A 22,554-nucleotide genomic window follows, 5' to 3' on the forward strand; every position below is an offset into this window, starting at 1 on the left:
TCAGTACCTCACCCTCGGGTCGATGAGCGCCGCGATGATGTCGACGAGGAAGTTCGTGACCGCGACGATCACGGCCATGAGCACGACGATCCCCTGCACGGCGACGAAGTCGCGCGCCTGGAGGTACTCGGCGAGCTGGAAGCCGAGCCCCTTCCACTCGAACGTCGTCTCGGTGAGCACGGCGCCCGCGAGGAGCATCGCGACCTGGAGCCCGATGACGGTGATGATGGGGATGAGCGCGGGGCGCCACGCGTGCGCGCGCACGAGCCGGGACTCGCGCACGCCGCGCGACCGCGCCGCGACGACGTAGTCGGTGGAGAGCGTCCCGATGACGTTGGTGCGCACCAGCCGCAGGAACACGCCCGCCGTGAGCAGCCCGAGCGCGAGCGCCGGGAGGACGGCGTGCTGGAGCACGTCACCGACGATCGCCGGGTCGCCCGTCCGGATCGCGTCGATCAGGTAGAAGCCGGTCGGGTCGTCGAGGAACTGCAGCTCGATCTCCGCGTCGGTGGACGCGCGCCCGGACACGGGCAGCCAGCCGAGCCACACCGAGAAGACGAGCTTGAGCATGAGGCCGGCGAAGAACACGGGCGTCGCGTAGGCGAGGATCGCGGAGACGCGCAGGATCGCGTCGGGCACGCGGTCGCGCAGGTAGCCCGCGAGCATGCCCAGCGGGATGCCGACGACGAACGCGACGAGCAGGGCGTAGACCGCGAGCTCGAGCGTCGCGGTGCCGTACGTCGCGAGCACCTCGGTGACCGGGCGGTTGTCGCTGATCGTCGTGCCGAAGTCGCCGCGCACGATGCCGCCGAGGTACTCGAGGTACTGCACGACCACCGGGCGGTCGTACCCGGCCTCGTGGATGCGCTCGGCGAGCTGGTCCGGCGTGAGCCGGCCGCCGAGCGCCGCGGTGATCGGGTCGCCCGTGGCCCGCATGACCACGAAGACCGTGGTCACGAGGATGAAGACCGTCGGGATGATGAGCAGCGCGCGGACCAGGATGTAGCTCCCGAGCCCGCCGCCGCGACGGCGGGTCGTGCGCGGGGTGCGCACCCGCCCCGCGCGGCCGGGGCCGCGGGGCGCGTCCTCGCCGACGGGCACGTCGGTGGTGGTGGTCGTCATGTCGTCTCTTCCTCAGGTGCCCGGGCGTCGGCGTGGTCGCCGGTCCGGACGAGCGGTGCCCGGCCCTCCCCGCGGGTCGCGCGGGGAGGGCCGGGCGGCTGGGGCGGCTGCCGGTCAGCCCTTGGACAGCGCCGCGTAGCGGAACTTGAAGGACGGGTCCAGCGTGTCCTCGGCCCCCTCCACGTCCGTCCCGACGACCGCGACCTGCGCGCCCTGGAGGTACGGGAGCGTGGACAGGTCCGCCGCGACCTTGCTCTGGATCTCCTCGATGAGCGCGGTGCGCTCGTCGGCGTCGGGCGTCGCCGCCTGCTGGAGGATGAGGTCGTTGACCTCCTGGTTGGCGTAGTGGTTCACCAGGAAGTTCTCCGTGAGGAAGAACGGCGTGAGGTAGTTGTCCGCGTCGGAGTAGTCCGGGAACCAGCCGAGCTGGTACGCCGGGTAGACGTCGGACGTGCGCTCCTTGGCGTACGTGACCCACTCGGTGGTCTGCAGGTTGACCGTGAAGAGGCCGTCCTTCTCGAGCTGGTCCTTGATGAGCGCGTACTCGTCGGCCGACGACGGGCCGTAGTGGTCGTTCGAGTACTGCAGGTTGAGCGTCACGGGCGTCTCGACGCCGGCGTCGGTCAGGAGCTGCTGCGCCTTCGCGGCGTCGGGCTTGCCCGCGCCGTCGCCGTACATCTCCTTGAGCGGCTCGGCGGCGCCGGTGAGGCCCGCGGGCACGTAGGAGTACAGCGGGGTGTAGGTGCCCTTGTAGACCTGGTCCGAGAGCTCGTCGCGGTCGATGAGCGACGCGGCGGCCTGGCGCACGGCCAGCGCCTTGGCCGGGTCGGCCTCCGGCGTCTTCGCACCGAACGGCTGGGTGTCGAAGTTGAACGTGATGTAGCGGATCTCGCCGCCGGGGCCGTCCACGACCTTGACGTCGTCGTTGCCGCGCAGGTCCTCGATGTCCGTCGCGGACAGGCTGCGCCACGCGACGTCGATCTTGCCCTGCTGGATCTCGAGCTTCATGTTCGACGCCTCGGCGAAGTACTTCACCGCGACCTTGTCGGTCTTCGCCGGGCCGAGGAGGCCCTCGTAGCCGTCGTACGCCTCGTAGGAGACGAGCTCGTTGAACTTGTAGCCCGTGATCGTGTACTGGCCGGCGAACGCCTTGCCGTCGACGATGTCCTGGTCCGAGGTGAGCGCGTCGGCCGCGAAGACGTCCTCGTCGACGATCGGGCCCGCCGGGCTGGACAGGATCTGCGGGAAGAGCTGGTCGTTCTCGCTCTTCAGGTGGAAGACGACGGTCGTGTCGTCGGGCGTCTCGACGCTGTCGAGGTTGTAGAGCAGCGACGCCGGCCCGTTCTCGTCGTTGATCGCGACCTGGCGGTCGAACGAGAACTTCACGTCGGACGACGTGAGGTCGTTGCCGTTGGCCCACTTGAGGCCCGGCTTGAGCTTGACCGTGTACTCGGTCGGCGAGGTGAACTCGGCCGACTCCGCGATGTCGGGCTCGACGTCGGGGCTGCCGTACGGGGTGTTCATGAGGAACGGGAAGACCTGGTTCATCACGGCGAACGAGCCGTTGTCGTACGAGCCGGCCGGGTCGAGCACCGTGATCTTGTCGGTGGTGCCGATGACGAGCGAGCCGCTCGCCGAACCGCCGCCGTCCCCGTCGCCCTCGCCGTCGCTCGAGCCCCCGCCGCACGCGGTCAGGGTCAGCGTCACCGCCGTGATGCCGGCGGCCGCGGCGAGGAGCCGCTTCCTGGACACCGCTGTCATGTGTCTACCTCTTTCTCGGGTTTCTCGGGGTGCGAGACACCGGTGGCGCGACCTTGCACGCACCAGGACCCCGACCTGTCGGCGGAGTGCCGTGATTTCTAGCACAGTGCCGTGTCGCACAGGTGTCAGGATCGACAGAAACCCGGACAGAACGCCAGCGTTGTTACCCGGTCGTAACCCTGCGCCTCGGGCAACGGTCGTGACGTGAGACACACTCACGGCGGTCACGCCGTGGGTGTAAAGTCCCGCCCCTCTCGGGGCGCCCGGCCCTGGCGGACGACGGCCGAACGGCCCTCAGGAGCCCGCGCGGTCCTCCGGCCCTGCCGCCCCGGGACCACCCGCTGCCGGGCCGTCCGGAGCAGGCTCGACCGGGGCAGGCTCCACCGGGGCGGGGTCGGCCGGGGCGAGGTCGCTCGTCGGGGACGCGTCGGGTGCGGGAGCCGCCGGGTCGGCCGCAGGAGTCCCGGCGGGCGCCCCGCCCACGGCCGACGGCGGGGCGACGCCCGGGTGCACCGCGGCGGCGCCCAGCACCGACCCGCCCGTCACGACGACGCCGGCCGCGACCGCCTGTGCGCGCAGGTCGGCGAGCTCGCGCGCGACCGCCCGCACCGCGAAGCCGGACACCACGTGGATCGCCCCCGACACGAACGCGTACAGGGCGAACACCACCGTGACGAGGCGCAGCACGTCGAACGCGTCGAGCGGGCGCGTGACGAGGAGGATCCCGAAGAGCACCGACACGATCCCCACGGCGAGCATCCACGCCCAGCCGAGGTCGCGGTTGCGCACGAGCGCCGCCGCCCCGGCGATCGTCGTGATGCCGAGGACGAGCACCCAGACGGCGAGGACGTAGTACAGCGCCGTCGCGCCGAGGTCCGGCCACAGCGCCACCACGACGCCGAACACGACGTTGACCCCGGCCTGCGCGAGCCACCACGCCGACCCGACCTGCTTGCGGTGCACGAACCCCTGGACGGCGACCAGCACGCCGTCGGCCACGAGGAACGCCCCCAGCACGACCCGCAGGGTCCCCAGCTGCTCGAGGGGCTCGATCATGAGGAGCAGGCCCAGGACGACGAGGAGCGTGCCCCGGACGACGGGGAGCCACCACACCCGGCGGAAGGGGTTGCGCTCCTGCCCGCTCTCGTCCGGCGTCGCGGGTGCGGCGCCTCCGGCCTCGTCGCGCTGCGTCGTCGTGCCACGTGCCATGCCGACCTCCCCAGGGGTGCTCGCACCCCCATGCTAGGGAGGCCTTCCTCACACCCGCCCGTCGAACAACCCCCCACGTGCGTCGGACAAGCGGTCGAACCGGGCGAATCACCCGGAGGAATCGGCCAAATACCGCGCCTGCCGGGACCCCCGGACCTAGACTCGCAGGCATGTCCTCCCCCGCGCCCGAGCCGACGACGGGCGACACGCCCCACGGGGGCGCGGTCGTCGAGGTCGGGTCGCTCGCCGCGTCGGGCCGGCGTGACGCCCGTCCCCAGACCGGCGCGCTCGAGGCGCTGCTCGCCCCGCGCGACGCCGACGACGAGGGCACGGTCCGGGTCGTCGACACCGCCGAGCAGAGGGTCCGGCACCCGATCGACTTCGTCAACCTCGTGCTGTGCGCGGTGGGCGTCGCGGTCGTCATGCTCATGTCGGTGTACGCGCACGGCACCACCGAGGGCGTCGCGGAGGACGTGCAGAACTTCTCGGACGTGCTCGCCCGCGTGCTCTTCCTCCCGGTCACCGTGCTCGAAGGGCTCATCACGCTCTTCGTGCCGCTCGCGGTGCTGGTCGAGCTCGGTCTGCGCCGGCTGGGGCGGCAGGTCGTCGAGTCCATCGTCGCCGCGGCGCTCGGCCTGCTCCTCGGGGTGCTGGTCGTGCTCGCGCTGCGCACCTGGGGCTCCGACGACCTGATCCGCGGGCTCTCCGCGTTCATCGACGGGTCGTGGCAGCTCACCATCCCCGACTACCTGTACGTCGCCGCGATCGCCGGCCTCCTCACGGCCGCGGGCACGCGCACCCGGCGGCGCACCGTCAAGTGGTCGTGGAACCTGCTGTTCGTCGCGATCGGCGTCGTGCTCATCACCGGCCAGGTCTCGCTGCCGGGCATCATCATCACGCTGCTGCTCGGGCGCATCGCCGGGCTGGCCGTGCGGTACGTCTCGGGCGTCCGCAGCGAGCGCGCCTACGGGCCCGACCTCGTGGCCGGGGTCCGGCGCGCGGGGTTCTCCCCCGTGGCGCTCGTCCGCGTGCGCGACGTCACCGACGACGACGAGCTCGCCGAGGCGGCGGACGACCCGATCACGGAGGTCGACGCCGAGGGCCGGATCACGGCCGAGGTGCACGTGGGCGTGCTGCGCGCGCCGGGCGCGAGCGACGACGGTGGGACCGTCCTCACCGCCGACGCGGCCCTCGCGGCGCACCACCTCGGGGCCGCGCACCCCGACGAGAGCGAGGCCCCGCAAGGCACGGACGCCGCCCCCGAGCCGCAGGACGCCCCGTCCGACCCGGCCGCGATCGCGCTGACGCGCGCGGGCGACAACCGCGTCTACGCGATGCTCGCGGAGGACGACGTGCGCCGCGACGTCGTCGTGCTCGACGGCGACCGCCAGGTCGTCGGCTTCCTCACCCGCTTCTGGCGGTCGCTGCGCCTGCGCGGCAGCGAGGGTCGCGCCGCGATCTCGCTGCGCGCCGCCGCGGAGCGCACGGCCCTCCTGTCCTACGCCGCCCGGGCGGCCGGCGTCCGCACGCCGCGGCTCCTGGGCGTCGCCGAGTCCGCCGACTCGATGGTGCTGGTCCAGGAGCACGCGACGGGCGCCGTGTCGCTGCGCGACCTGCCCGTCGAGGACGTCACCGGCTCGGTGCTCAACGAGGCGTGGCGCCAGCTCCGCCTCGCCCACTCCGCGGGGATCGCGCACCGCGCCCTGACCTCCGACGTCGTGCTCGTCTCGCACGACCCGGCGACGGGCGCCCCGGAGGTGTGGCTCACCGGGTGGGAGCAGGGCGACATCGCGTCGTCCGAGCTCGCGCGCCGCATGGACCTCGCCCAGATGGTCGCGCTGCTCGCGCTGCGCGTCGGGGCGCAGCGCGCCGTCGAGTCCGCGGTGAGCGTGCTGCCCGACGACGACATCGCGGCCATCGGCCCGCTGCTCCAGTCGGTCGCCCTGCCGCCGAGCACGCGCGAGGAGATCCGGCAGGACAAGGAGCTGCTCAAGGAGCTGCGCGCCGCGCTCGTGGAGCGGCTGCCCGAGGCGGACGTCGAGCCGCAGCGGATCACGCGGTTCGGCGCCCGCACGGTGCTGACGATCGCGCTCGTGATCGCCGCGGTGACCGCGCTCGTCACGTCGTTCAACTTCGAGCAGATCGCCGAGGCCGTCACCGAGGCGAACCCGTGGTGGGCCGTCCTGTCGTTCGTCCTCGGCATCCTCACGTGGGTCGGCGCCGCGATGACGCTCACGGCGTTCTCGCCGAAGCGCCTGCCGTTCTGGCGCGTCAACCTGACCCAGGCGGCCGGCTCCTACGTCGCGCTCGCCGCGCCGGCGGGGATCGGCCCGGCGGCGCTCAACCTCCGGCTGCTCACGAAGCGCGGCATCTCGACGCCGATGGCCGTGGCCACCGTCGCGCTCGTCCAGGTGTCGCAGTTCGTCGTGACGATCCTCATCCTCGTGGTGCTGTCGGTCTTCACCGGCGAGGGCGGCCTCGTCCAGCTCCCCTCGACGACCGTGCTGCTCGCCATCGGCGGCGTCGCGCTCGCCGTGCTCGCGACGCTCCTCGTGCCCGCGGTGCGGACCTGGGCGCTCGCCAAGCTCCGGCCGACCGTCCAGCAGGTGTGGCCGCGGCTCTCGGAGATGCTCGGCCAGCCGGGGCGGCTCGCCGTCGGCCTCGCGGGGAACATCGTCATGACGCTCGGCTACGTGCTGGCCTTCGACGCCGCGCTCGCGGCGTTCGGGCAGGAGCTCGACCTCGTCGACGTCGCCGTGATCTACCTGGTCGGCAACGCGGCCGGCGCCGCCGTCCCGACGCCGGGCGGCCTGGGCACCATCGAGCTCGCGCTGACCGCGGGGCTCACCGCGGCCGGCGTCCCGGTCGCGCTCGCCACGTCGGCCACCCTCCTCTTCCGCGTCGCGACGTACTGGGCGCGCATCCCCATCGGCTGGTTCGCCATGCGCTTCCTGCAGAAGAAGGGCGACCTCTAGCCGCCACGCCCGGCCCGGGTGCGGTCGGCGCACCGCGCGGGCCGACGCCGCGGCCCCGGGGACGTTCGACCCGGGACGGCGCGGGCGGCCCCCGATAGGCTCGCCGCGCACCCGCCGTCCCCACCGGTCGCGCGCGTGCCGACGACGCCCGACGAGGTGAGGAGCCCGCACGTGAGGATCGGTGTCCCCCGCGAGGTGAGGGACGGGGAGCGGCTGGTCGCCGCCACCCCGCGCACGGTCGAGCGCCTGCGGGCGCTCGGGTACGAGGTGGTCGTCGAGCACGACGCGGGCGCGGGGGCCACGTTCTCCGACGCGGCGTACGAGGCCGCGGGCGCCGCGGTGGTCGACGCCGCGACGGCGTGGGGGGCCGACGTCGTCACCGCCGTGAACGCGCCCACCGACGCGCAGGTGGCGCTCCTGCGCCCGGGCGCGACCCTCGTCGCGATGCTCGGTCCCGCGAACGACCCGGACCTCGTGCGGCGCCTCGCCGACCACGGCGTGACCGCGCTCGCGCTCGACGCCGTGCCCCGCATCTCGCGCGCCCAGGCCCTCGACGTCCTCAGCACGCTGTCGAACGTCGCGGGCTACCGCGCCGTCGTCGAGGCCGCTGCCGAGTACGGCGGCATGTTCGCCGGGCAGGTCACCGCCGCGGGCAAGACGCCGCCCGCGAAGGTCTTCGTCATCGGCGGTGGGGTCGCGGGGCTCGCCGCGGTCGGCGCGGCCGCGAGCCTCGGCGCGCAGGTCCGCGCGTTCGACGTCCGGTCGGAGGCGGCCGAGCAGATCGAGTCCATGGGCGGCACCGCCGTGCGCGAGCCCGCGGCGCAGCAGGGCATGTCGGCCGACGGCTACGCGAAGCCGCTCACGCCCGAGCAGGAGGCGGCGGCCCTCGCCGTCTACGCGCGCGAGGCGGCCGACGCGGACGTCGTCGTCACGACGGCGCTCGTGCGCGGCCGGGCGCCGCGCACCCTCACGGCCGAGGCGGTCGCCGGGATGCGGCCCGGGAGCGTCGTCGTCGACCTCGCGGCCTCGGGCGGCGGCAACTGCGCGCTCACCGTGCCGGGCGAGCGTGTCGTGACCGAGAACGGCGTCGTGGTCGTCGGCTGGACCGACCTCGCGGGCCGGCTCCCGCAGCACACGTCGCAGCTCCTGGGGACGAACGTCGTGCACCTGCTCGAGCTGCTCACGCCCGGCAAGGACGGCGTGCCCGTCCTCGACCTCGACGACCCGGTCCAGCGTGGCATGACCGTCGCGCGCGACGGCGAGGTGCTCTGGCCGCCGCCGCCCGTCGCGGTGAGCGCCGCGCCGTCCCCCGCCGCGCCACCACCGCCGGACCCCGCCCAGGAGGCCGCGGACCGCGAGCGGGCCGCCGCGGAGGCCGCCGCCGCCGCGAGCCTGCGCCGCCGTCGTCGGACCGTCGGCGCCGCGCTCGCCGCGGTGCTCGTCACGCTCGCGCTGTCGTTCGCGCCGCCGTCGCTCGTCGGGCACGTCACGGTGTTCACGCTCGCGGTGATCGTCGGGTACTACGTCATCTCGAACGTCACGCACTCCCTGCACACGCCGCTCATGGCCCAGACGAACGCGATCTCCGGCATCATCCTCGTCGGCGCGCTCCTGCAGCTCGGCTCCGACGACTGGGCCGTCACGACGCTCGCGCTCGTCGCGGCGACGCTCGCGAGCATCAACGTGTTCGGTGGCTTCCTCGTCGCGAACCGCATGATCGGCATGTTCCGCACGGACGTCCCCGCCCGCGCGCAGGGGGTGGCCCGATGACCGCCACGTCCGTCGCCCAGGCCGTCTACGTCCTCGCGGCCGTCCTGTTCGTGCTGAGCCTCGCAGGCCTGTCGAAGCAGGAGTCCGCGCGCCGCGGCAACGTCCTCGGCATGGTCGGCATGGTCCTCGCGCTCGCCGCGACGATCGTCCTCGCGCTCGGCACGAGCGCCCGACCCGTCCTCGTCACCGCGCTGCTCGTCGCGGTCGTGCTCCTCGTGGGCGCCGCCGTCGGGACGTGGCGGGCCCGCCGCGTCGAGATGACGCAGATGCCCGAGCTCATCGCGATCCTGCACAGCTTCGTCGGGGCCGCGGCCGTGCTCGTCGGCTTCAACTCCTACCTCACCGCGCAGGCCGCGGGGCACGACGACGTCGCGCACCTCGTCGAGGTCTCGCTCGGCGTGCTCGTGGGCGCCGTGACGTTCACCGGCTCCGTCGTCGCGTTCCTCAAGCTGTCCGGTCGCACGCGGTCGGCGCCGCTCCAGCTCCCCGGCCGGAACCTGCTCAACCTCGGGGCGCTCGTGGCGAGCCTCGGGCTCGTCGCGTGGTTCGTCGTCGCGCCGTCCGTGTGGCCGCTGCTCCTGCTCACCGTCGTGTCGCTCGCGCTGGGCTGGCACCTCGTCGCATCGATCGGGGGCGGCGACATGCCCGTCGTCGTCTCGATGCTCAACTCGTACTCCGGCTGGGCCGCCGCCGCGGCGGGCTTCATGCTCGGCAACGACCTGCTCATCGTCACGGGCGCGCTCGTCGGGTCCTCCGGTGCGATCCTCAGCTACATCATGTGCCGGGCCATGAACCGGTCGTTCGTGTCCGTCATCCTCGGCGGCTTCGGGGCCGAGGAGGGCGCGGCCCCCGCGGGCGGCGAGGGACCGCAGGGCGAGCACCGCGAGGTGAGCGCCGACGACGTCGCGGCCCTCCTGCGCGACGCGCGGAGCGTCGTCATCACGCCGGGCTACGGCATGGCGGTCGCCAAGGCGCAGTACCCCGTCGCCGACCTCGTGCAGATCCTGCGCGACGGCGGCGCGCAGGTCCGCTTCGGCGTCCACCCGGTCGCGGGCAGGCTCCCCGGGCACATGAACGTGCTGCTCGCGGAGGCGCGCGTCCCGTACGACATCGTGCTCGAGATGGACGAGATCAACGACGACCTGGCGGGGACGGACGTCGTGCTCGTCATCGGGGCGAACGACACCGTGAACCCGGCCGCCCTCGACGACCCGGGATCGCCCATCGCGGGGATGCCCGTGCTGCACGTGTGGGAGGCGGAGCAGGTCGTCGTCTTCAAGCGGTCCATGGCGGCGGGCTACGCCGGGGTGCAGAACCCGCTGTTCTTCCGCGAGAACACCGGGATGCTCTTCGGGGACGCCAAGCAACGGGTCGAGGACATCGTGGCGGCGCTCCGCGCGGGCTGAGGGGCCGCGGGCGACGGGGACGGCGCGGGGCCCGCGGAGCGCGCGTCGGCGATCAGCCGGGCACGCGCTCCCGGGCAGGGGCGAACGTCAGCGACGGCAGCGTCTCGAGCGTCCGGTGCGCGGCGACGTAGTCCTTGAGGTCCCCGCGGAAGACGACGCGGCCCGGCAGGTCGAGCAGCGTCTGGGGCCGCACCTGCCACCGCTCGACCCCGAGGTCCCACACGCCCGCGCCGTGCAGCACGTGGTAGACGAACTCCGAGCAGAAGAACCGGTCCTCGGCCTCGTGCCCGCGGCCGAACCGCGCGCCGACGAGGCCGCGCACGTTGTACGAGAACGCGTGCGAGTCGAGCAGGAACTCGGTGATCCGGACGCGGATCGCCTCGTGCTGCTCGGGGGTCACGGGCACCGCGAGCACGACCCCCGGCACGACGTCCATGCCGCGGTACAGGCCGTCGTCGAACCGCTCGCGGCGGAAGCAGCCGACGAACGGGTTGCCCGCGCGGCGTCGGCCGAAGCTGAACATGAGGTCGAGCCCCTGGTCGAGCGCCAGGGAGGAGTGCGTGAACTCGTCGCGCGTCGCCAGCGCGATCGTCCGGGACAGGACCGTACGACTGCGGGACAGGACGACGTAGACGTTCACGCGAGTGACCATACGATGCCCGAGCCCGCAAGCGGAACGGGCGGAGCGGGGTATTTGTCCGGTCAGCCGTGACGAGGCGCCGTCGGCCGGGCCTGCGAGCGCGAGATCCCCGCGCTCACCCGTCCGACGGCGCCCGGTCGAGAACCACCCGGTCGAGGACCGCCCGCGCGTGCCGGAGGACCGGCTCGTCGACCATACGACCCTCGAACGTGAAGACGGCGCCCGCGCCGCCCGGGTTCGCGGCCGCGGCGTCGAGCAGCGCGCGGGCGTCGGCCACCTGCTCGGCGGTCGGCGCGTAGGCGGCGCGGATCACGGGGACGTGGCTCGGGTGGATGCACGCCGTCGCGGCGAACCCCGACGCGGCGGCGTCCTCGGCCTCGGCACGCAGCCCGTCGAGGTCGCCCACGTCGAGGTGCACCGCGTCGACCGCAGCCTTCCCCGCCGCACCGGCGGCGAGCAGCACCGCAGCGCGGGCGTGCCGCGCCACGTCGCGGTACGTGCCGTCGGGGCGCCGGCTCGACGTCCCCCCGAGGGACGCGACGAGGTCCTCCGCGCCCCACATCAGGGCGACGACCTCGGGCCTCCGGGCGAGCTCCGGCGCCGCGACGACGCCGGCCGCCGTCTCGCACAGCGCGAGGACCCGGACGCCCGGGAGGCTGGTCGCGAGCGCTCCGAGCGAGCCGAGCAGCTCCGGGCCCGACTTCGCGACCATCACCGTCCGCAGGCGCGTGTCCGCGAGCGCCGCCACGTCGAGCGCGTGCTCGGGCGTCCCGACGGGGTTCACGCGCACGACCGTGCGCGCCGGGTCGAGCGTCGCGGACGCCTCGACGACGGCGCGCCGCGCGGCGTCCTTGGCGTGCGGGGCGACGGCGTCCTCGAGGTCGAGGATCACGGCGTCCGCGCGGTCCGCGGCCTTGGCGAACCGGTCGGGCCGGTCGCCGGGGCAGAACAGCAGCGCGGGCCCGAGCCCGAACCCTGGCGGCGAGGCGGCGCGGTGCCCGACGCCGTCGGTCACCACGCGCTCTCCTCGTCGCCGCGTTCGAGGACGGGCTCGTGCACCCCCGCCGCGTGCTCGCCGAGCCCGGGGCCGTCGTCGCGCCCGGTGCCGGGCCCGGAGCTGTCGCCGGGATCGGCACCCGCCGTGCCCACAGCCGCGGGTCCGGTGGACGCCCCGGGGGACCGGGCGCCCGCGGGCACCGCCGCGGACGCCGCCTCGTGGGCGGCGCGCGTCCAGAAGAGCGCGGTGCGGACGGCGCGCGCGACGAGCACGCCGTCCTGGTTGAGGCCGCGGTGCTCGAGGGTCACGACGCCCTGTCCCGGCCGCGACGCGGAGAGCCGCTTCTCCACGACCTCCGTCTCGGCGTAGAGGGTGTCGCCGTGGAACAGCGGCTTGGGGAACTCGACCTCGCGGAACCCGAGGTTCGCGACGATCGTGCCCTGCGTGACCTGCCCGACGGAGAGCCCGACGAGCGTCGACAGCGTCATCATCGAGTTGACGAGCCGCTGCCCGAACGGCTGGGTCGCGGCCCACGCGGCGTCGAGGTGCAGCGCCTGGTGGTTCATCGTGAGCGTGGAGAAGACGATGTCGTCCGCCTCCGTGAGCGTGCGGCCGGGCCGGTGGCGGTAGACCACGCCCGTCTCCAGCTCGTCGTAGTACAGGCCCCGCTGGACCACCTCGCGCATGCTGCTCCTCCCCTCGTCCCTGACGTCGTCAGCCGCCGACCACGAGGTTGCTGTCGCGATGACCGTGAGGACGACAGCAACGTCGTGGTCGGCGTCGGTCCCGCGCTAGCCGTCCAGTCCCAGGCTCCTCGCGATGACCATGAGCTGCACCTCGGTCGTGCCCTCGCCGACCTCGAGCACCTTCGCGTCGCGGTAGTGCCGCGCGACGGGGTTCTCGTTGAGGAACCCGTAGCCGCCGAAGATCTGCGACGCGTCGCGCGCGTTCGCCATCGCGGCCTCGCCGCCCACGAGCTTCGCGACCGACGCCTCCGCCTTGAACGGCTTGCCGCGCACGAGCTTCTGCGCGGCGTCGAGCCACGCGAGGCGCGCGGTGTGGACGCGCGCCTGCATGCGGGCGAGCGTGAACGCGACGTGCTGGTTCTCCCCGATCGACCGACCGAACACGACGCGCTCGCGCGCGTACCGCAGCGCCTCCTCGAGGCAGCCCTGCGCGGCGCCGGTCGCGAGGGCGGCGAACGCGATGCGGCCCTCGTCGAGCGCGCGGAGGAAGTTCGCGTACCCGCGGCCGCGCTCGCCGAGCAGGTTCCCGGCGGGCACGCGGACGTCGGTCAGCGTGAGGGGGTGCGTGTCCGAGGTGTGCCAGCCGACCTTGTCGTACGACGGCCCCACCTCGAGCCCGGGGGTCCCCGCCGGGACGATGATGCTCGACAGCTCCTTGCGCACCTCGCCGTCCGGGCCGACCGTCTCGCCCGTGACGGCGGTGATCGTCACGAGGCTCGTGATGGGCGTCCCCGAGTTGGTGATGAACTGCTTGGACCCGTCGATCACCCACTCGTCGCCGTCGAGCCGCGCGGTCGTGCGGGTGCCGCCCGCGTCGGACCCGGCCCCGGCCTCGGTGAGCCCGAACGCCGCGAGCGCCCGCCCGGCGAGCAGGTCGGGCAGCCACCGCTCCTGCTGCTCGCGCGAGCCGTGCCGGTAGAGCGGGACGATCCCCAGCCCGACCCCGGCCTCGAGCGTCACCGCGATCGACTGGTCGACGCGCGCGAGCGCCTCGACGGCGAGGCACAGCGACACGTAGTCCTGGCCCTGGCCGCCGACGTCGCGCGGGAACGGCAGCCCGAACAGCCCGAGCTCCCCCATCTGCGCGATGATCTCCATCGGCAGGCGGCGTTCCGTGTCGTAGCGGTAGGCGGCGGGCGCGACGACGCTGTCCGCGAAGTCGCGCACCACCTGGCTGAGCTTCCGCTGCTCGTCGTCGAGCAGGACGTCGGCCTCGATCATGATGCTCCCTGGGTGTCGGGTTGCGGGACCGGGGCGGCGGGTTGTGCCGCCCCGGAGTCGTGAGGGTGGACGACGGCGACCACCTGGTCCCGGCGCACGAGGTCGCCGGGGCGCACGCGCACGTCGGCGACGCCGTCGTGCGGGGCGAGGAGCGGGTGCTCCATCTTCATGGCCTCGACGGTGACGAGGACGTCCCCGGCGGTGACGGGCTCGCCGTCCGCGGCGGCCGTGACGACCGTGCCGGGCATCGCGGCGCGCACCTCGGGGTCGGTCGCGCCGGGCGCGTCACCCCGTGCCCGACGGCGGTCGGCCCGCGCCCGGGCGGCGCGCTGCTCCCGGTCCGGGGCGGCCAGGGCGACGGTCCGCCCGTCGCGCCACACCCACACCGTCGCGGGCTCGCCGTCGGCGGGGGGTGCGTCGAGGGCGAGCCGCACGCGCTCCCGGACCCCGTCGACGGTGAGCCACCACGCGCCGTCGGCCCCGGGGTCGCGGGCGAGCGACGCCCGCACCGCGCGCGTCGTCGAGCCGGGCCACGCGCCGTCGTCGGGTGCCGGCACGTGCACGACGGCGTCCCCCACCACCCCGGACACCCGCACCTCGTGCGCGCCCCCGGCCGCATCGACGAGCAGGACCCGCCGCGCCGCCGCGTCCCCGTTGAGCCGCCACCCGTCCCCCACCCGCCAGGGATCGCCATCGGCAGCCACTCCGACGCCGAGCAGGCGGTCGTGGCCCGTCCCGCCCCCCGGACGAGCCACAACCACCTGCTCGACGAGGAACAGGGCTGCGGCGACGAGGTCGACCCAGTCCGGGCCGTCGGTCGGCGAGCCGACCTCCGAGGCGAGGGGGCGGGGGGTGTGCGCGCCGTCGTGGTCGGGCCTGGCGGGAGCGCCCGAGGAACGAGGGCGCGGAGGGTAGACGGCGCGCGCACCCCCCGGCCCCTCGCCGGACCCGGCCACAGACCCCGACCCCGACGCCACGAGCCGGTCGATCAGGCCGGTGTCGAGCCGGCCCGCACGGACGTCGTCGTCCGCGAGCAGGGACCGCAGGAACGCCGTGTTCGTCTCGACGCCCAGCACGACCGTCCGCGCGAGCAGGCCGTCGAGGCGCTCCACGGCCTCGTCGCGCGTCTCTCCCCAGGCGACGGCCTTCGCGAGCATCGGGTCGTAGTGCCCACCCACCACGGCACCGCCGGAGATCCCGGAGTCGAGGCGCAGCGGCGAGGCGCCCGGCCCGGCAGCGACGCCGCCGTCGTCGTAGACCAGGACCGACCCGGTGGCCGGGAGGAAGCCGCGGTCGGGCGACTCGGCGTAGAGGCGCGCCTCGACGGCGTGGCCGCGGAGCACGACGTCGTCCTGGGCCAGGCCCAGCGGCTCGCCCGCCGCGACGCGCAGCTGGAGCGCGACGAGGTCGAGGCCGGTGACCATCTCGGTCACGGGGTGCTCGACCTGGAGGCGCGTGTTCATCTCGATGAAGAAGAAATCGTCCGGGCTCGCGGCAGGGACGAGGAACTCGACCGTCCCGGCGCCGACGTACCCGACGGACCGCGCGACCTCGCACGCGGCCTTGCCCATGCGGGCGCGCTGCTCCGCGGTGAGGAGCGGCGACGGCGCCTCCTCGACCACCTTCTGGTGGCGGCGCTGGAGCGAGCACTCGCGCTCGCCGAGGTGGACCACGGTTCCGTGCGTGTCGGCGAGCACCTGCACCTCGATGTGGCGCGGCGCCTCGACGAGCCGTTCGAGCAGGAGCGTGTCGTCGCCGAACGACGACGCCGCGACCCGCCGCGCCGACGCGAGCGCGCCCGACAGGTCGGCCTCGGCGCGCACGACGACCATGCCCTTGCCCCCGCCCCCGGCGGACGGCTTGACGAGCAGCGGGAACCCGACGGCGCCCGCGGCGGCGAGGAGGTCGTCGTCGGACATCCCGGGCTCGCCGGCGCCGGGCACGACGGGCACGCCCCGGGCGCCGACGATGCTCTTCGCGGCGAGCTTGTCGGCCATCGCCTCGAGCGCGTCGACGCCCGGCCCGACGAACGCGATCCCCGCGCGCTCGCACGCCCGGGCGAGCGCCGGGTTCTCCGAGAGGAAGCCGTAGCCGGGGTGGACCGCCTCGGCCCCGGTCGCGACGGCCGCGGCAACGACGGCGTCGACGTCGAGGTAGCTCTGCGCGGCGGGCGCGGGCCCGAGCCGGACCGCGACGTCGGCCTCGCGCACGTGGCGCGCGTCGGCGTCGGCGTCGGAGAAGACGGCGACGGACCGCACGCCGAGGCGGCGCAGCGTGCCGATCACGCGGCACGCGATCTCGCCGCGGTTCGCGACGAGGACCGTGCGGAACCCGGGACCGTCGGCCTGTCGGGGCGTCGCGTCGTGGGGGCTGTGGGAGGTCATCGGCTCACATCCGGAAGAGGCCGAACCGGTCACCGGTCCAGGTCTCGGCGAGGGGCGTGCGCGCGCACACGCCGAGGGCGAGGCCGAGCACGCGGCGCGTGTCGGCGGGGTCGATCACGCCGTCGTCCCACAGCCGCGCGGTCGCGTAGTAGGGGCTGCCGTGCTCGTCGTAGTCGGCGCGGATGCCGGCGGAGAACGCGGCCTCCTCGTCGGGGTCCCACGTCTCGCCGCGCGCCGCGAGCTGGTCGCGCTTGACGGTCGACAGCACGGACGCGGCCTGCGGGCCGCCCATCACGGAGATGCGGCTCGCGGGCCACGACCACAGGAAGCGTGGCGAGTACGCGCGGCCGCACATCGAGTAGTTCCCCGCCCCGAACGACCCGCCGACGATCACCGTGAGCTTCGGGACGCGCGTCGTCGCGACGGCCGTGACCATCTTGGCGCCGTCCTTCGCGATCCCGCCCGCCTCGGCGTCGGTGCCGACCATGAAGCCGGAGATGTTCTGCAGGAACAGCAGCGGGATGCCGCGCTGGTCGCACAGCTCGACGAAGTGCGCCCCCTTGAGCGCGGACGCCGAGAACAGCACGCCCTGGTTCGCGAGGATCCCCACCGGGTGCCCGTGGATGCGCGCGAAGCCCGTCACGAGCGTGTCGCCGTACTCGCGCTTGAACTCGTCGAACCGGCTCCCGTCGACGAGCCGGGCGATGACCTCGCGCGGGTTGTAGAGGGCTTGGACGTCGGCCGGGACGGCGGCGTACAGATCCTCCCCCGGGTCCTGTACGGCAGCACCCGCCACGCGCGGAGGCTCGCTGGTCGCGACGTCCCACGCGGGCTCCGGGTCGGGCGGGAGCGTCGCGACGATGCGCCGCACGGTGTCGAGCGCGTCCTCGTCGTCGTCGGCGAGGTGGTCGACGACGCCGCTGCGGCGCGCGTGCAGCTCACCGCCGCCGAGCTCCTCGGCCGTGACCAACTCGCCGATCGCCGCCTTCACGAGCGGGGGCCCGCCGAGGAAGATCGTGCCCTGCCCGCGCACGATGACGGTCTCGTCGCTCATCGCGGGCACGTAGGCGCCGCCAGCGGTGCACGACCCGAGCACCGCGGAGATCTGCGGGATCCCCGCCGCCGAGAGGCGCGCCTGGTGGTAGAAGATCCGGCCGAAGTGGTCGCGGTCCGGGAACACCTCGGCCTGCCGGGGCAGGAACGCGCCGCCCGAGTCGACGAGGTAGACGCACGGCAGCCGGTTCTCGAGCGCGATCTCCTGCGCCCGCAGGTGCTTCTTCACCGTGAGCGGGTGGTACGTGCCGCCCTTCACGGTCGCGTCGTTGCACACGACCATGACCTGCCGCCCGCTCACGACGCCGATCCCGGCGACGACGCCCGCGGCCGGCCACGCGCCGTCGTCCACGCCGTACCCGGCGAGGGGCGCGATCTCCAGGAACGGGCTGCCCTCGTCGAGCAGGCGGTCGACGCGGTCGCGCGGGAGCAGCTTGCCGCGCGCCACGTGCCGGTCGCGCGCCGACGCCGGGCCGCCGCGCGCGACGTCCGCCGTGCGCTCGCGCAGCTCCCGCGCGAGCCCGCGCTGCGCGGCGTCGTTCGCCCGGGCCGCGTCCGACCCGGGCTCGACGGCGCTCGTCAGGACGGTCACGCGACCACCTCCTGCCGGTTCCCGGCGAGGAGCGCGAGCGCCGGGTCCTCCAGCAGCGCGCCCAGGTCGGCGAGGAAGCGCGCGCCCTGCTCGCCGTCGACCACGCGGTGGTCGAACGACAGGCTGAGCGTGACGACGTCGCGCAGCGCGACCTCGCCGTCGTGCTCCCAGGGCCGACGCCGCACCGCCCCCAGGCCGAGGATCGCCGCCTCGCCGGGGACGAGGATCGGGGTGCCCGCGTCGACGCCGAACACCCCGACGTTGGTGATCGAGATCGTCCCGCCGGTCAGGCGCTCGGGCGTCGTACGGCCGTCGCGCGCGGTGGTCGTGAGGTCGGTCAGCGCGACGGCGAGGTCGGGCAGGTCGAGCGCCTGCGCGTCGGGCACGTGCGGCACGACGAGCCCCCGGTCGGTCGCGACCGCGATCCCCAGGTGCACCCGTCGGTGCCGCACGATCTCCGCCGAGCCGTCGGGGAGGTCGCGCCACGCGCTGTTGAGCGCGGGGTGGCGCGGCAGCACGAGGCACAGCGCACGGGCCGCGAGCGCCAGCACGGTGATCCGCGCGCCGCGCGCGAGGCGATGGGTGCGCAGCCGTTCCAGGAGCTCGACGCTCCGCGTGACGTCCACCGTGAGGAACACCGTCGCGTGGGGCGCCGTGAACGCGCTCGCCACCATCGCCGCCGCAGTGTGCTTGCGCACGCCCCGCACGGGCACGACCTCCGCCTCGAGGCCGGCCGCGCGGCCGACGGCCACGCCCGTCACTGCACCCGGCGCCGAGAGGGGAGAAGTGGCCCCTCGGCCGCGGTCCGGAGGGGCCAGTTCTCGCTTCTCGCCGCTCGGTGCCCCCGGGCCGGCGGACGTCGCAGGGTGCTCGGGGTGCTCGTCGCGCGGTCGGCGTGCGACGTCGCGGTGGCAGCTCACCGCCGCGAGGACGTCCTCGCGCGTGATGAGCCCGTCGCGGCCGGAGCCCTCGACGCGGTCGATCCGCACGCCGAGCTTCTTCGCGAGCGCGCGCACCGGCGGCGTCGACCGGGGCCGCTCGCCGGTCACGGTGGTGCGGCGTGGCGCCTCGGCGAGGTCGGGCGGTGAAACCTGGGTCTCAGTCACCGCCCGCCGGGGTCGACGCGCGGGCCGCCCGACCCGGTCGGGTCGGGCCCCGTAGCCGACGAGGTTCGGCTCGGGCGCGTCGGTGGGGTCGGCCTGGGCGGCGGCCGGGTCGACAACCGGGTCACCGCCCGAGCGGGCCGGGCCGTCGGACAGGCCTCCCGCCGGGGCGGTCCCCATCCCGGCCACCGCCCCGGCGACCGCCCCGACCAGGGCGGGGACGGCGTCGGGCACCCGGGCCCGGACCCCGGCGGACGCGCGCTCCGGCCCGCCGACGGACGCGCCCACCGCGCCCTCGGCGGACCCGGGCGCCGCGGCGCCGTCCGCCACCGGGGCGGCACCGCCGCCGGACGCGGGGGCCGCGCCGTCGTCGACCTCGAAGGTGACGAGCGGCTCGCCGACGCTCACCGTCTGGCCCTCCTGCGCGTGGAGGGACGCGACGACGCCCGCGTACGGGGACGGGAGGTCGACGAGGGCCTTCGCGGTCTCGACCTCGGCGATGACCTGGTTGAGCTCGACGCGGTCGCCCGCGTGGACGTGCCAGCTGACGATGTCGGACTCGGTGAGGCCCTCGCCCAGGTCGGGGAGGCGGAACTCGCGCAGCGCCGTCATCGGGCCACCTCCGCGACGGGGCGCCCGGACGACGGCATGAACGGCTCGACGCGCCCCAGGACGCGGTCGACGCCGTCGAGGATGCGGTCGAGGTCGGGCAGGTAGTGGCCCTCGAGCTTCGCGGGCGGGTACGGCATGCCGTGGCCCGTGACCCGCACGGGCGGGGCCTCGAGGTACTCGAAGCAGCGGTCCGTCACGGTCGCGGCGATCTCCGCGCCGAGCCCGGCCTGGCGCGGGGCCTCGTGCGTGACGACGACCCGCCCGGTCTTGCGGACCGACGCCGCGACGGTGTCGTGGTCGATCGGCGACAGCGAGCGCAGGTCGACCACCTCGACGGACACGCCGTCGTCCGACGCGGCGACGGCGGCGTCGAGCGCGGTCCCGACGAGGCCGCCCCACGTGACGAGCGTGACGTCGTGGCCCTCGCGCACGACGCGGGCCCGGTCCATGGGCGGCGGGTCGACGGGGTCGAGGTCGACCTCGCCCTTGAGGTGGTAGCGCCGCTTGGGCTCGAAGAAGATCACCGGGTCGTCGCACGCGACGGCCTGGCGGAGCACGGTGTACGCGTCCTGCGGGTTCGCGACCGACACGACGCGCAGCCCGGCCGTGTGCGCGAACAGCGCCTCGGGCGACTCCGAGTGGTGCTCGGCCGCGCCGATGCCGCCGCCCACGGGGATGCGGATCGTGATCGGCAGGCGCACCTTCCCGCCGGTGCGGGCGTGCATCTTCGCGAGCTGGGACAGGATCTGGTCGAACGCGACGAACACGAAGCCGTCGAACTGGATCTCGCACACCGGCCGGTAGCCGCGGTACGCGAGCCCGACGGCCGTCCCGATGATCCCGGACTCCGCGAGCGGGGTGTCGAGCACGCGCCGCGGTCCGAACTCCGCCTGGAGCCCGTCCGTGACGCGGTAGACGCCGCCCAGGCGTCCGACGTCCTCGCCCATGACGACCACGCGGTCGTCGTCCGTCATCGCGCGGTGCAGCCCGGCGCCGAGCGCCTTCGCGAGCGTGAGGGTCGTCATCGCGCCTCCTCCCGGTCGAAGCCGGCGAGATAGTGCGCGTACTCCGCGCGCTCGCGGTCGAGCGCGTGGTGCGGCTCCGCGTAGACGTGGTCGAAGAGCGAGAGCGGCGGCGGGTCGGTGAGCGCGACGCACCCGGCGCGCAGCTCGGCGGCCGCCGCGTCGGCGACCTCCTGCACGTGCGCCGCGCCCGCGTCGTCGAGCACCCCGACGGCGCGCAGGTACGCCTCGAAGCGCGCGATCGGGTCGCGGCGCGTCCACTCCTCCACCTCGGCCGCGTCGCGGTAGCGCTTCGGGTCGTCGGCCGTGGTGTGCGGGCCCATGCGGTAGGTGACGGCCTCGATCAACGTGGGGCCGCCGTCGTGCCGGGCGCGGTCGAGGGCCGCGCGCGTCACGGCGAGCACGGCGAGGACGTCGTTGCCGTCGACGCGCACGCCCGGCAGGCCGAACCCGCGGGCGCGCTCCGCGAGCGGGACGCGCGACTGGAGCGCGACCGGCTCGGAGATGGCCCACTGGTTGTTCTGGCAGAAGAACACCACCGGCGAGCGGTACGTGGACGCGAAGACGAACGCCTCGTTGACGTCGCCCTGGCTCATCGCGCCGTCGCCGAAGTACGACACCCCGACCGGCAGCCCGGCGGCGGCGTCGACGCGGCCGGCGTCGACGTCGTTCTGCACGCCCATCGCCCAGCCCGTCGCGTGCAGCGCCTGGGCGCCGATGATGACCTGCGGCGACGCCATGCCGATCGCGTACGGGTCCCAGCCGGAGACCGCCACGCCGCGCCACACGCGCACGAGGTCGACGAGCGCCGCACCGCGCACCCGCGCGACGGCGTGCTCGCGGTAGGAGGAGAAGACGAAGTCGTCGTCGCGCAGCGCGCGCGCCGAGCCGACCTGCGCCGCCTCCTGGCCGAGGAGCGGCGGCCAGAGCGCGAGCTCGCCCTGCCGCTGGAGCGCCGTGGCCTCCGCGTCGATGCGGCGCGCCACGACCATGTCCTCGTGGAGCCGCAGCAGCGCCGAGCGGGCCGACGCGCGCGCGGCGTCGTCGGGCGCCGTGGGGTCGAGGTCCGCGAGCCACCGGTCGAGGTCCGGGTCGCGGTGGCGGGCGCCGTCCTCGTCGAGCACGCGCAGGGTCGGCGTCGACCCGGGGCCCGGGTCGGGCGGGTCCTGCCGCGGCGCGTCCTTGCGCACGTCGCGCACCACGTTCTTCCGGTCTGCTCGTGCGTCGCGCGGGGTTGCCGCCCGGTGACCGTCGTACGCCTTCGGCGGGGTCGCCGCCGTCGGTCCGGTCCGCACCGCAGGTTCGCTGGGCATCGTCGCCACCTCACCTCGGGGAGCCGGTCCTCTCCGTCGAGGACCGAGGTAGGGGGAACGTAACCCGCGTCACGCACATGGCTCCACCGACGCCTGACGCACCGTGCACTGTGACCGCTGTCACTCGGTTAGGGTGAGCACCATGCACAGCGCCGACGCTGTCGACCTCGACCTCCTGCTCGCGCTCGCCGACGACCCGCGGGCCACGATCGTCGCGCTCGCCGACCGGCTGCGGCTCTCCCGCAACACGGTCGCCGCGCGGCTCGCCCGCCTCGAGGCCGAGGGCGCGTTCCTCGACCTCGACCGGCGCATCGACCCGCACGTCCTGGGGCACCCCCTCACGGCGTTCGTCGAGGTGCAGCTCCGGCAGAAGGAGCTCGCGCGCATCGTCGACGACCTCGCGCGCATCCCCGAGGTCGTGCAGGCGTTCGGGCGCAGCGGCACCGCGGACCTGCGCGTCACCGTCGCGTGCCGCGACACGGACCACCTGTTCCGCATCGACGCCGCGATCCTCGCGATCGACGGCGTCGAGCGCACCGAGACGTCGCTCTCCATGGGCGAGCTCATCCCCTACCGGCTGCGGCCGCTCATCGAGAAGCAGCGCCGCGGACCGCGCTGACGGGGACGG

The 22,554-nt window shown here is 74.7% G+C and carries 15 protein-coding genes and 1 pseudogene; 4 read left to right on the forward strand and 12 right to left on the reverse strand.

Annotated elements, in window-relative coordinates; genetic code table 11:
• From B9L22_RS05130 to B9L22_RS20680, 3 genes are all read right to left on the reverse strand, one after another.
• A complete protein-coding gene (locus B9L22_RS05130; protein WP_085386785.1) occupies positions 1-1,122 on the reverse strand; it encodes an ABC transporter permease in 1,122 nt (373 codons plus the stop codon).
• A gap of 114 nt (positions 1,123-1,236) precedes the next feature.
• Positions 1,237-2,883: an ABC transporter substrate-binding protein gene (locus tag B9L22_RS05135; RefSeq protein ID WP_086149431.1), complete on the reverse strand. Its 1,647-nt coding sequence runs from the start codon at positions 2,881-2,883 to the stop codon at positions 1,237-1,239.
• A gap of 294 nt (positions 2,884-3,177) precedes the next feature.
• On the reverse strand, positions 3,178-4,092 hold the full coding sequence (locus B9L22_RS20680) for an HdeD family acid-resistance protein (protein ID WP_086149432.1): 915 nt from the start codon (positions 4,090-4,092) through the stop codon (positions 3,178-3,180).
• Between the two features lie 170 nt (positions 4,093-4,262).
• Between B9L22_RS20680 and B9L22_RS05145 the strand changes: the two genes are divergently transcribed.
• The 3 genes from B9L22_RS05145 to pntB all read left to right on the forward strand — a co-directional run bounded on the left by B9L22_RS05145 (position 4,263) and on the right by pntB (position 10,243).
• Complete coding sequence (locus tag B9L22_RS05145; RefSeq protein WP_233139728.1) at positions 4,263-7,067, forward strand: lysylphosphatidylglycerol synthase domain-containing protein; 2,805 nt, start codon at positions 4,263-4,265, stop codon at positions 7,065-7,067.
• A gap of 171 nt (positions 7,068-7,238) precedes the next feature.
• The gene (locus B9L22_RS05150) at positions 7,239-8,837 is read left to right on the forward strand and encodes a Re/Si-specific NAD(P)(+) transhydrogenase subunit alpha (RefSeq protein ID WP_086149688.1); all 1,599 of its coding nucleotides are present in this window, start codon (positions 7,239-7,241) and stop codon (positions 8,835-8,837) included.
• On the forward strand, positions 8,834-10,243 hold the full coding sequence (gene pntB / locus B9L22_RS05155) for a Re/Si-specific NAD(P)(+) transhydrogenase subunit beta (RefSeq protein ID WP_086149433.1): 1,410 nt from the start codon (positions 8,834-8,836) through the stop codon (positions 10,241-10,243). The genes B9L22_RS05150 and pntB overlap by 4 nt, the downstream gene beginning before the upstream one ends.
• Before the next feature lie 52 nt (positions 10,244-10,295).
• On the opposite strand, the gene B9L22_RS05160 is transcribed toward pntB, so the two are convergent.
• The 9 genes and pseudogenes from B9L22_RS05160 to B9L22_RS05200 all read right to left on the reverse strand — a co-directional run bounded on the left by B9L22_RS05160 (position 10,296) and on the right by B9L22_RS05200 (position 21,926).
• Positions 10,296-10,883, reverse strand: a complete 588-nt coding sequence (locus B9L22_RS05160; RefSeq protein ID WP_051028391.1) for a hypothetical protein — start codon at positions 10,881-10,883, stop codon at positions 10,296-10,298.
• Between the two features lie 115 nt (positions 10,884-10,998).
• Positions 10,999-11,901 (reverse strand): CoA ester lyase, encoded by a 903-nt coding sequence (locus tag B9L22_RS05165; protein WP_304441580.1) that lies wholly within the window; start codon positions 11,899-11,901, stop codon positions 10,999-11,001.
• Between the two features lie 191 nt (positions 11,902-12,092).
• A pseudogene (locus tag B9L22_RS05170) lies at positions 12,093-12,566 on the reverse strand (MaoC family dehydratase); the annotation flags it as partial.
• A gap of 105 nt (positions 12,567-12,671) precedes the next feature.
• Positions 12,672-13,847, reverse strand: coding sequence for an acyl-CoA dehydrogenase family protein (locus B9L22_RS05175; protein ID WP_085386792.1), 1,176 nt, complete (start codon positions 13,845-13,847; stop codon positions 12,672-12,674).
• Positions 13,844-16,231 (reverse strand): biotin carboxylase N-terminal domain-containing protein, encoded by a 2,388-nt coding sequence (locus B9L22_RS05180; RefSeq protein WP_086149435.1) that lies wholly within the window; start codon positions 16,229-16,231, stop codon positions 13,844-13,846. Before B9L22_RS05180 ends, B9L22_RS05175 begins: the two co-directional genes overlap by 4 nt.
• 4 nt (positions 16,232-16,235) lie before the next feature.
• On the reverse strand, positions 16,236-17,876 hold the full coding sequence (locus B9L22_RS05185) for a carboxyl transferase domain-containing protein (RefSeq protein WP_086149436.1): 1,641 nt from the start codon (positions 17,874-17,876) through the stop codon (positions 16,236-16,238).
• Positions 17,873-19,591, reverse strand: a complete 1,719-nt coding sequence (locus tag B9L22_RS05190; protein ID WP_086149437.1) for a dihydrolipoamide acetyltransferase family protein — start codon at positions 19,589-19,591, stop codon at positions 17,873-17,875. Before B9L22_RS05190 ends, B9L22_RS05185 begins: the two co-directional genes overlap by 4 nt.
• Positions 19,588-20,616, reverse strand: a complete 1,029-nt coding sequence (locus tag B9L22_RS05195; protein WP_086149438.1) for an alpha-ketoacid dehydrogenase subunit beta — start codon at positions 20,614-20,616, stop codon at positions 19,588-19,590. The genes B9L22_RS05190 and B9L22_RS05195 overlap by 4 nt, the downstream gene beginning before the upstream one ends.
• The gene (locus B9L22_RS05200; protein WP_086149690.1) at positions 20,613-21,926 is read right to left on the reverse strand and encodes a thiamine pyrophosphate-dependent dehydrogenase E1 component subunit alpha; all 1,314 of its coding nucleotides are present in this window, start codon (positions 21,924-21,926) and stop codon (positions 20,613-20,615) included. Before B9L22_RS05200 ends, B9L22_RS05195 begins: the two co-directional genes overlap by 4 nt.
• A gap of 142 nt (positions 21,927-22,068) precedes the next feature.
• Between B9L22_RS05200 and B9L22_RS05205 the strand changes: the two genes are divergently transcribed.
• Positions 22,069-22,545, forward strand: a complete 477-nt coding sequence (locus B9L22_RS05205) for an Lrp/AsnC family transcriptional regulator (protein WP_021482549.1) — start codon at positions 22,069-22,071, stop codon at positions 22,543-22,545.
• The last annotated feature ends 9 nt before the right edge of the window (positions 22,546-22,554 follow it).

The sequence above is a fragment of the Cellulosimicrobium sp. KWT-B genome (assembly GCF_002127155.1).
GTDB classification, from domain to species: domain Bacteria; phylum Actinomycetota; class Actinomycetes; order Actinomycetales; family Cellulomonadaceae; genus Cellulosimicrobium; species Cellulosimicrobium funkei.

Excerpts from the sequence above, each read along its gene's own strand:
- pntB (WP_086149433.1), top strand. The coding sequence starts at position 8,834 with ATGACCGCCACGTCCGTCGCCCAGGCCGTCTACGTCCTCGCGGCCGTC.
- B9L22_RS05200 (WP_086149690.1), bottom strand. The coding sequence starts at position 21,926 with ATGCCCAGCGAACCTGCGGTGCGGACCGGACCGACGGCGGCGACCCCG.
- B9L22_RS05205 (WP_021482549.1), top strand. The coding sequence starts at position 22,069 with ATGCACAGCGCCGACGCTGTCGACCTCGACCTCCTGCTCGCGCTCGCC.
- B9L22_RS05180 (WP_086149435.1), bottom strand. The coding sequence starts at position 16,231 with ATGACCTCCCACAGCCCCCACGACGCGACGCCCCGACAGGCCGACGGT.
- B9L22_RS05145 (WP_233139728.1), top strand. The coding sequence starts at position 4,263 with ATGTCCTCCCCCGCGCCCGAGCCGACGACGGGCGACACGCCCCACGGG.
- B9L22_RS05190 (WP_086149437.1), bottom strand. The coding sequence starts at position 19,591 with ATGACGGCGCTGCGCGAGTTCCGCCTCCCCGACCTGGGCGAGGGCCTC.
- B9L22_RS05135 (WP_086149431.1), bottom strand. The coding sequence starts at position 2,883 with ATGACAGCGGTGTCCAGGAAGCGGCTCCTCGCCGCGGCCGCCGGCATC.
- B9L22_RS05195 (WP_086149438.1), bottom strand. The coding sequence starts at position 20,616 with ATGACGACCCTCACGCTCGCGAAGGCGCTCGGCGCCGGGCTGCACCGC.
- B9L22_RS20680 (WP_086149432.1), bottom strand. The coding sequence starts at position 4,092 with ATGGCACGTGGCACGACGACGCAGCGCGACGAGGCCGGAGGCGCCGCA.
- B9L22_RS05175 (WP_085386792.1), bottom strand. The coding sequence starts at position 13,847 with ATGATCGAGGCCGACGTCCTGCTCGACGACGAGCAGCGGAAGCTCAGC.
- B9L22_RS05130 (WP_085386785.1), bottom strand. The coding sequence starts at position 1,122 with ATGACGACCACCACCACCGACGTGCCCGTCGGCGAGGACGCGCCCCGC.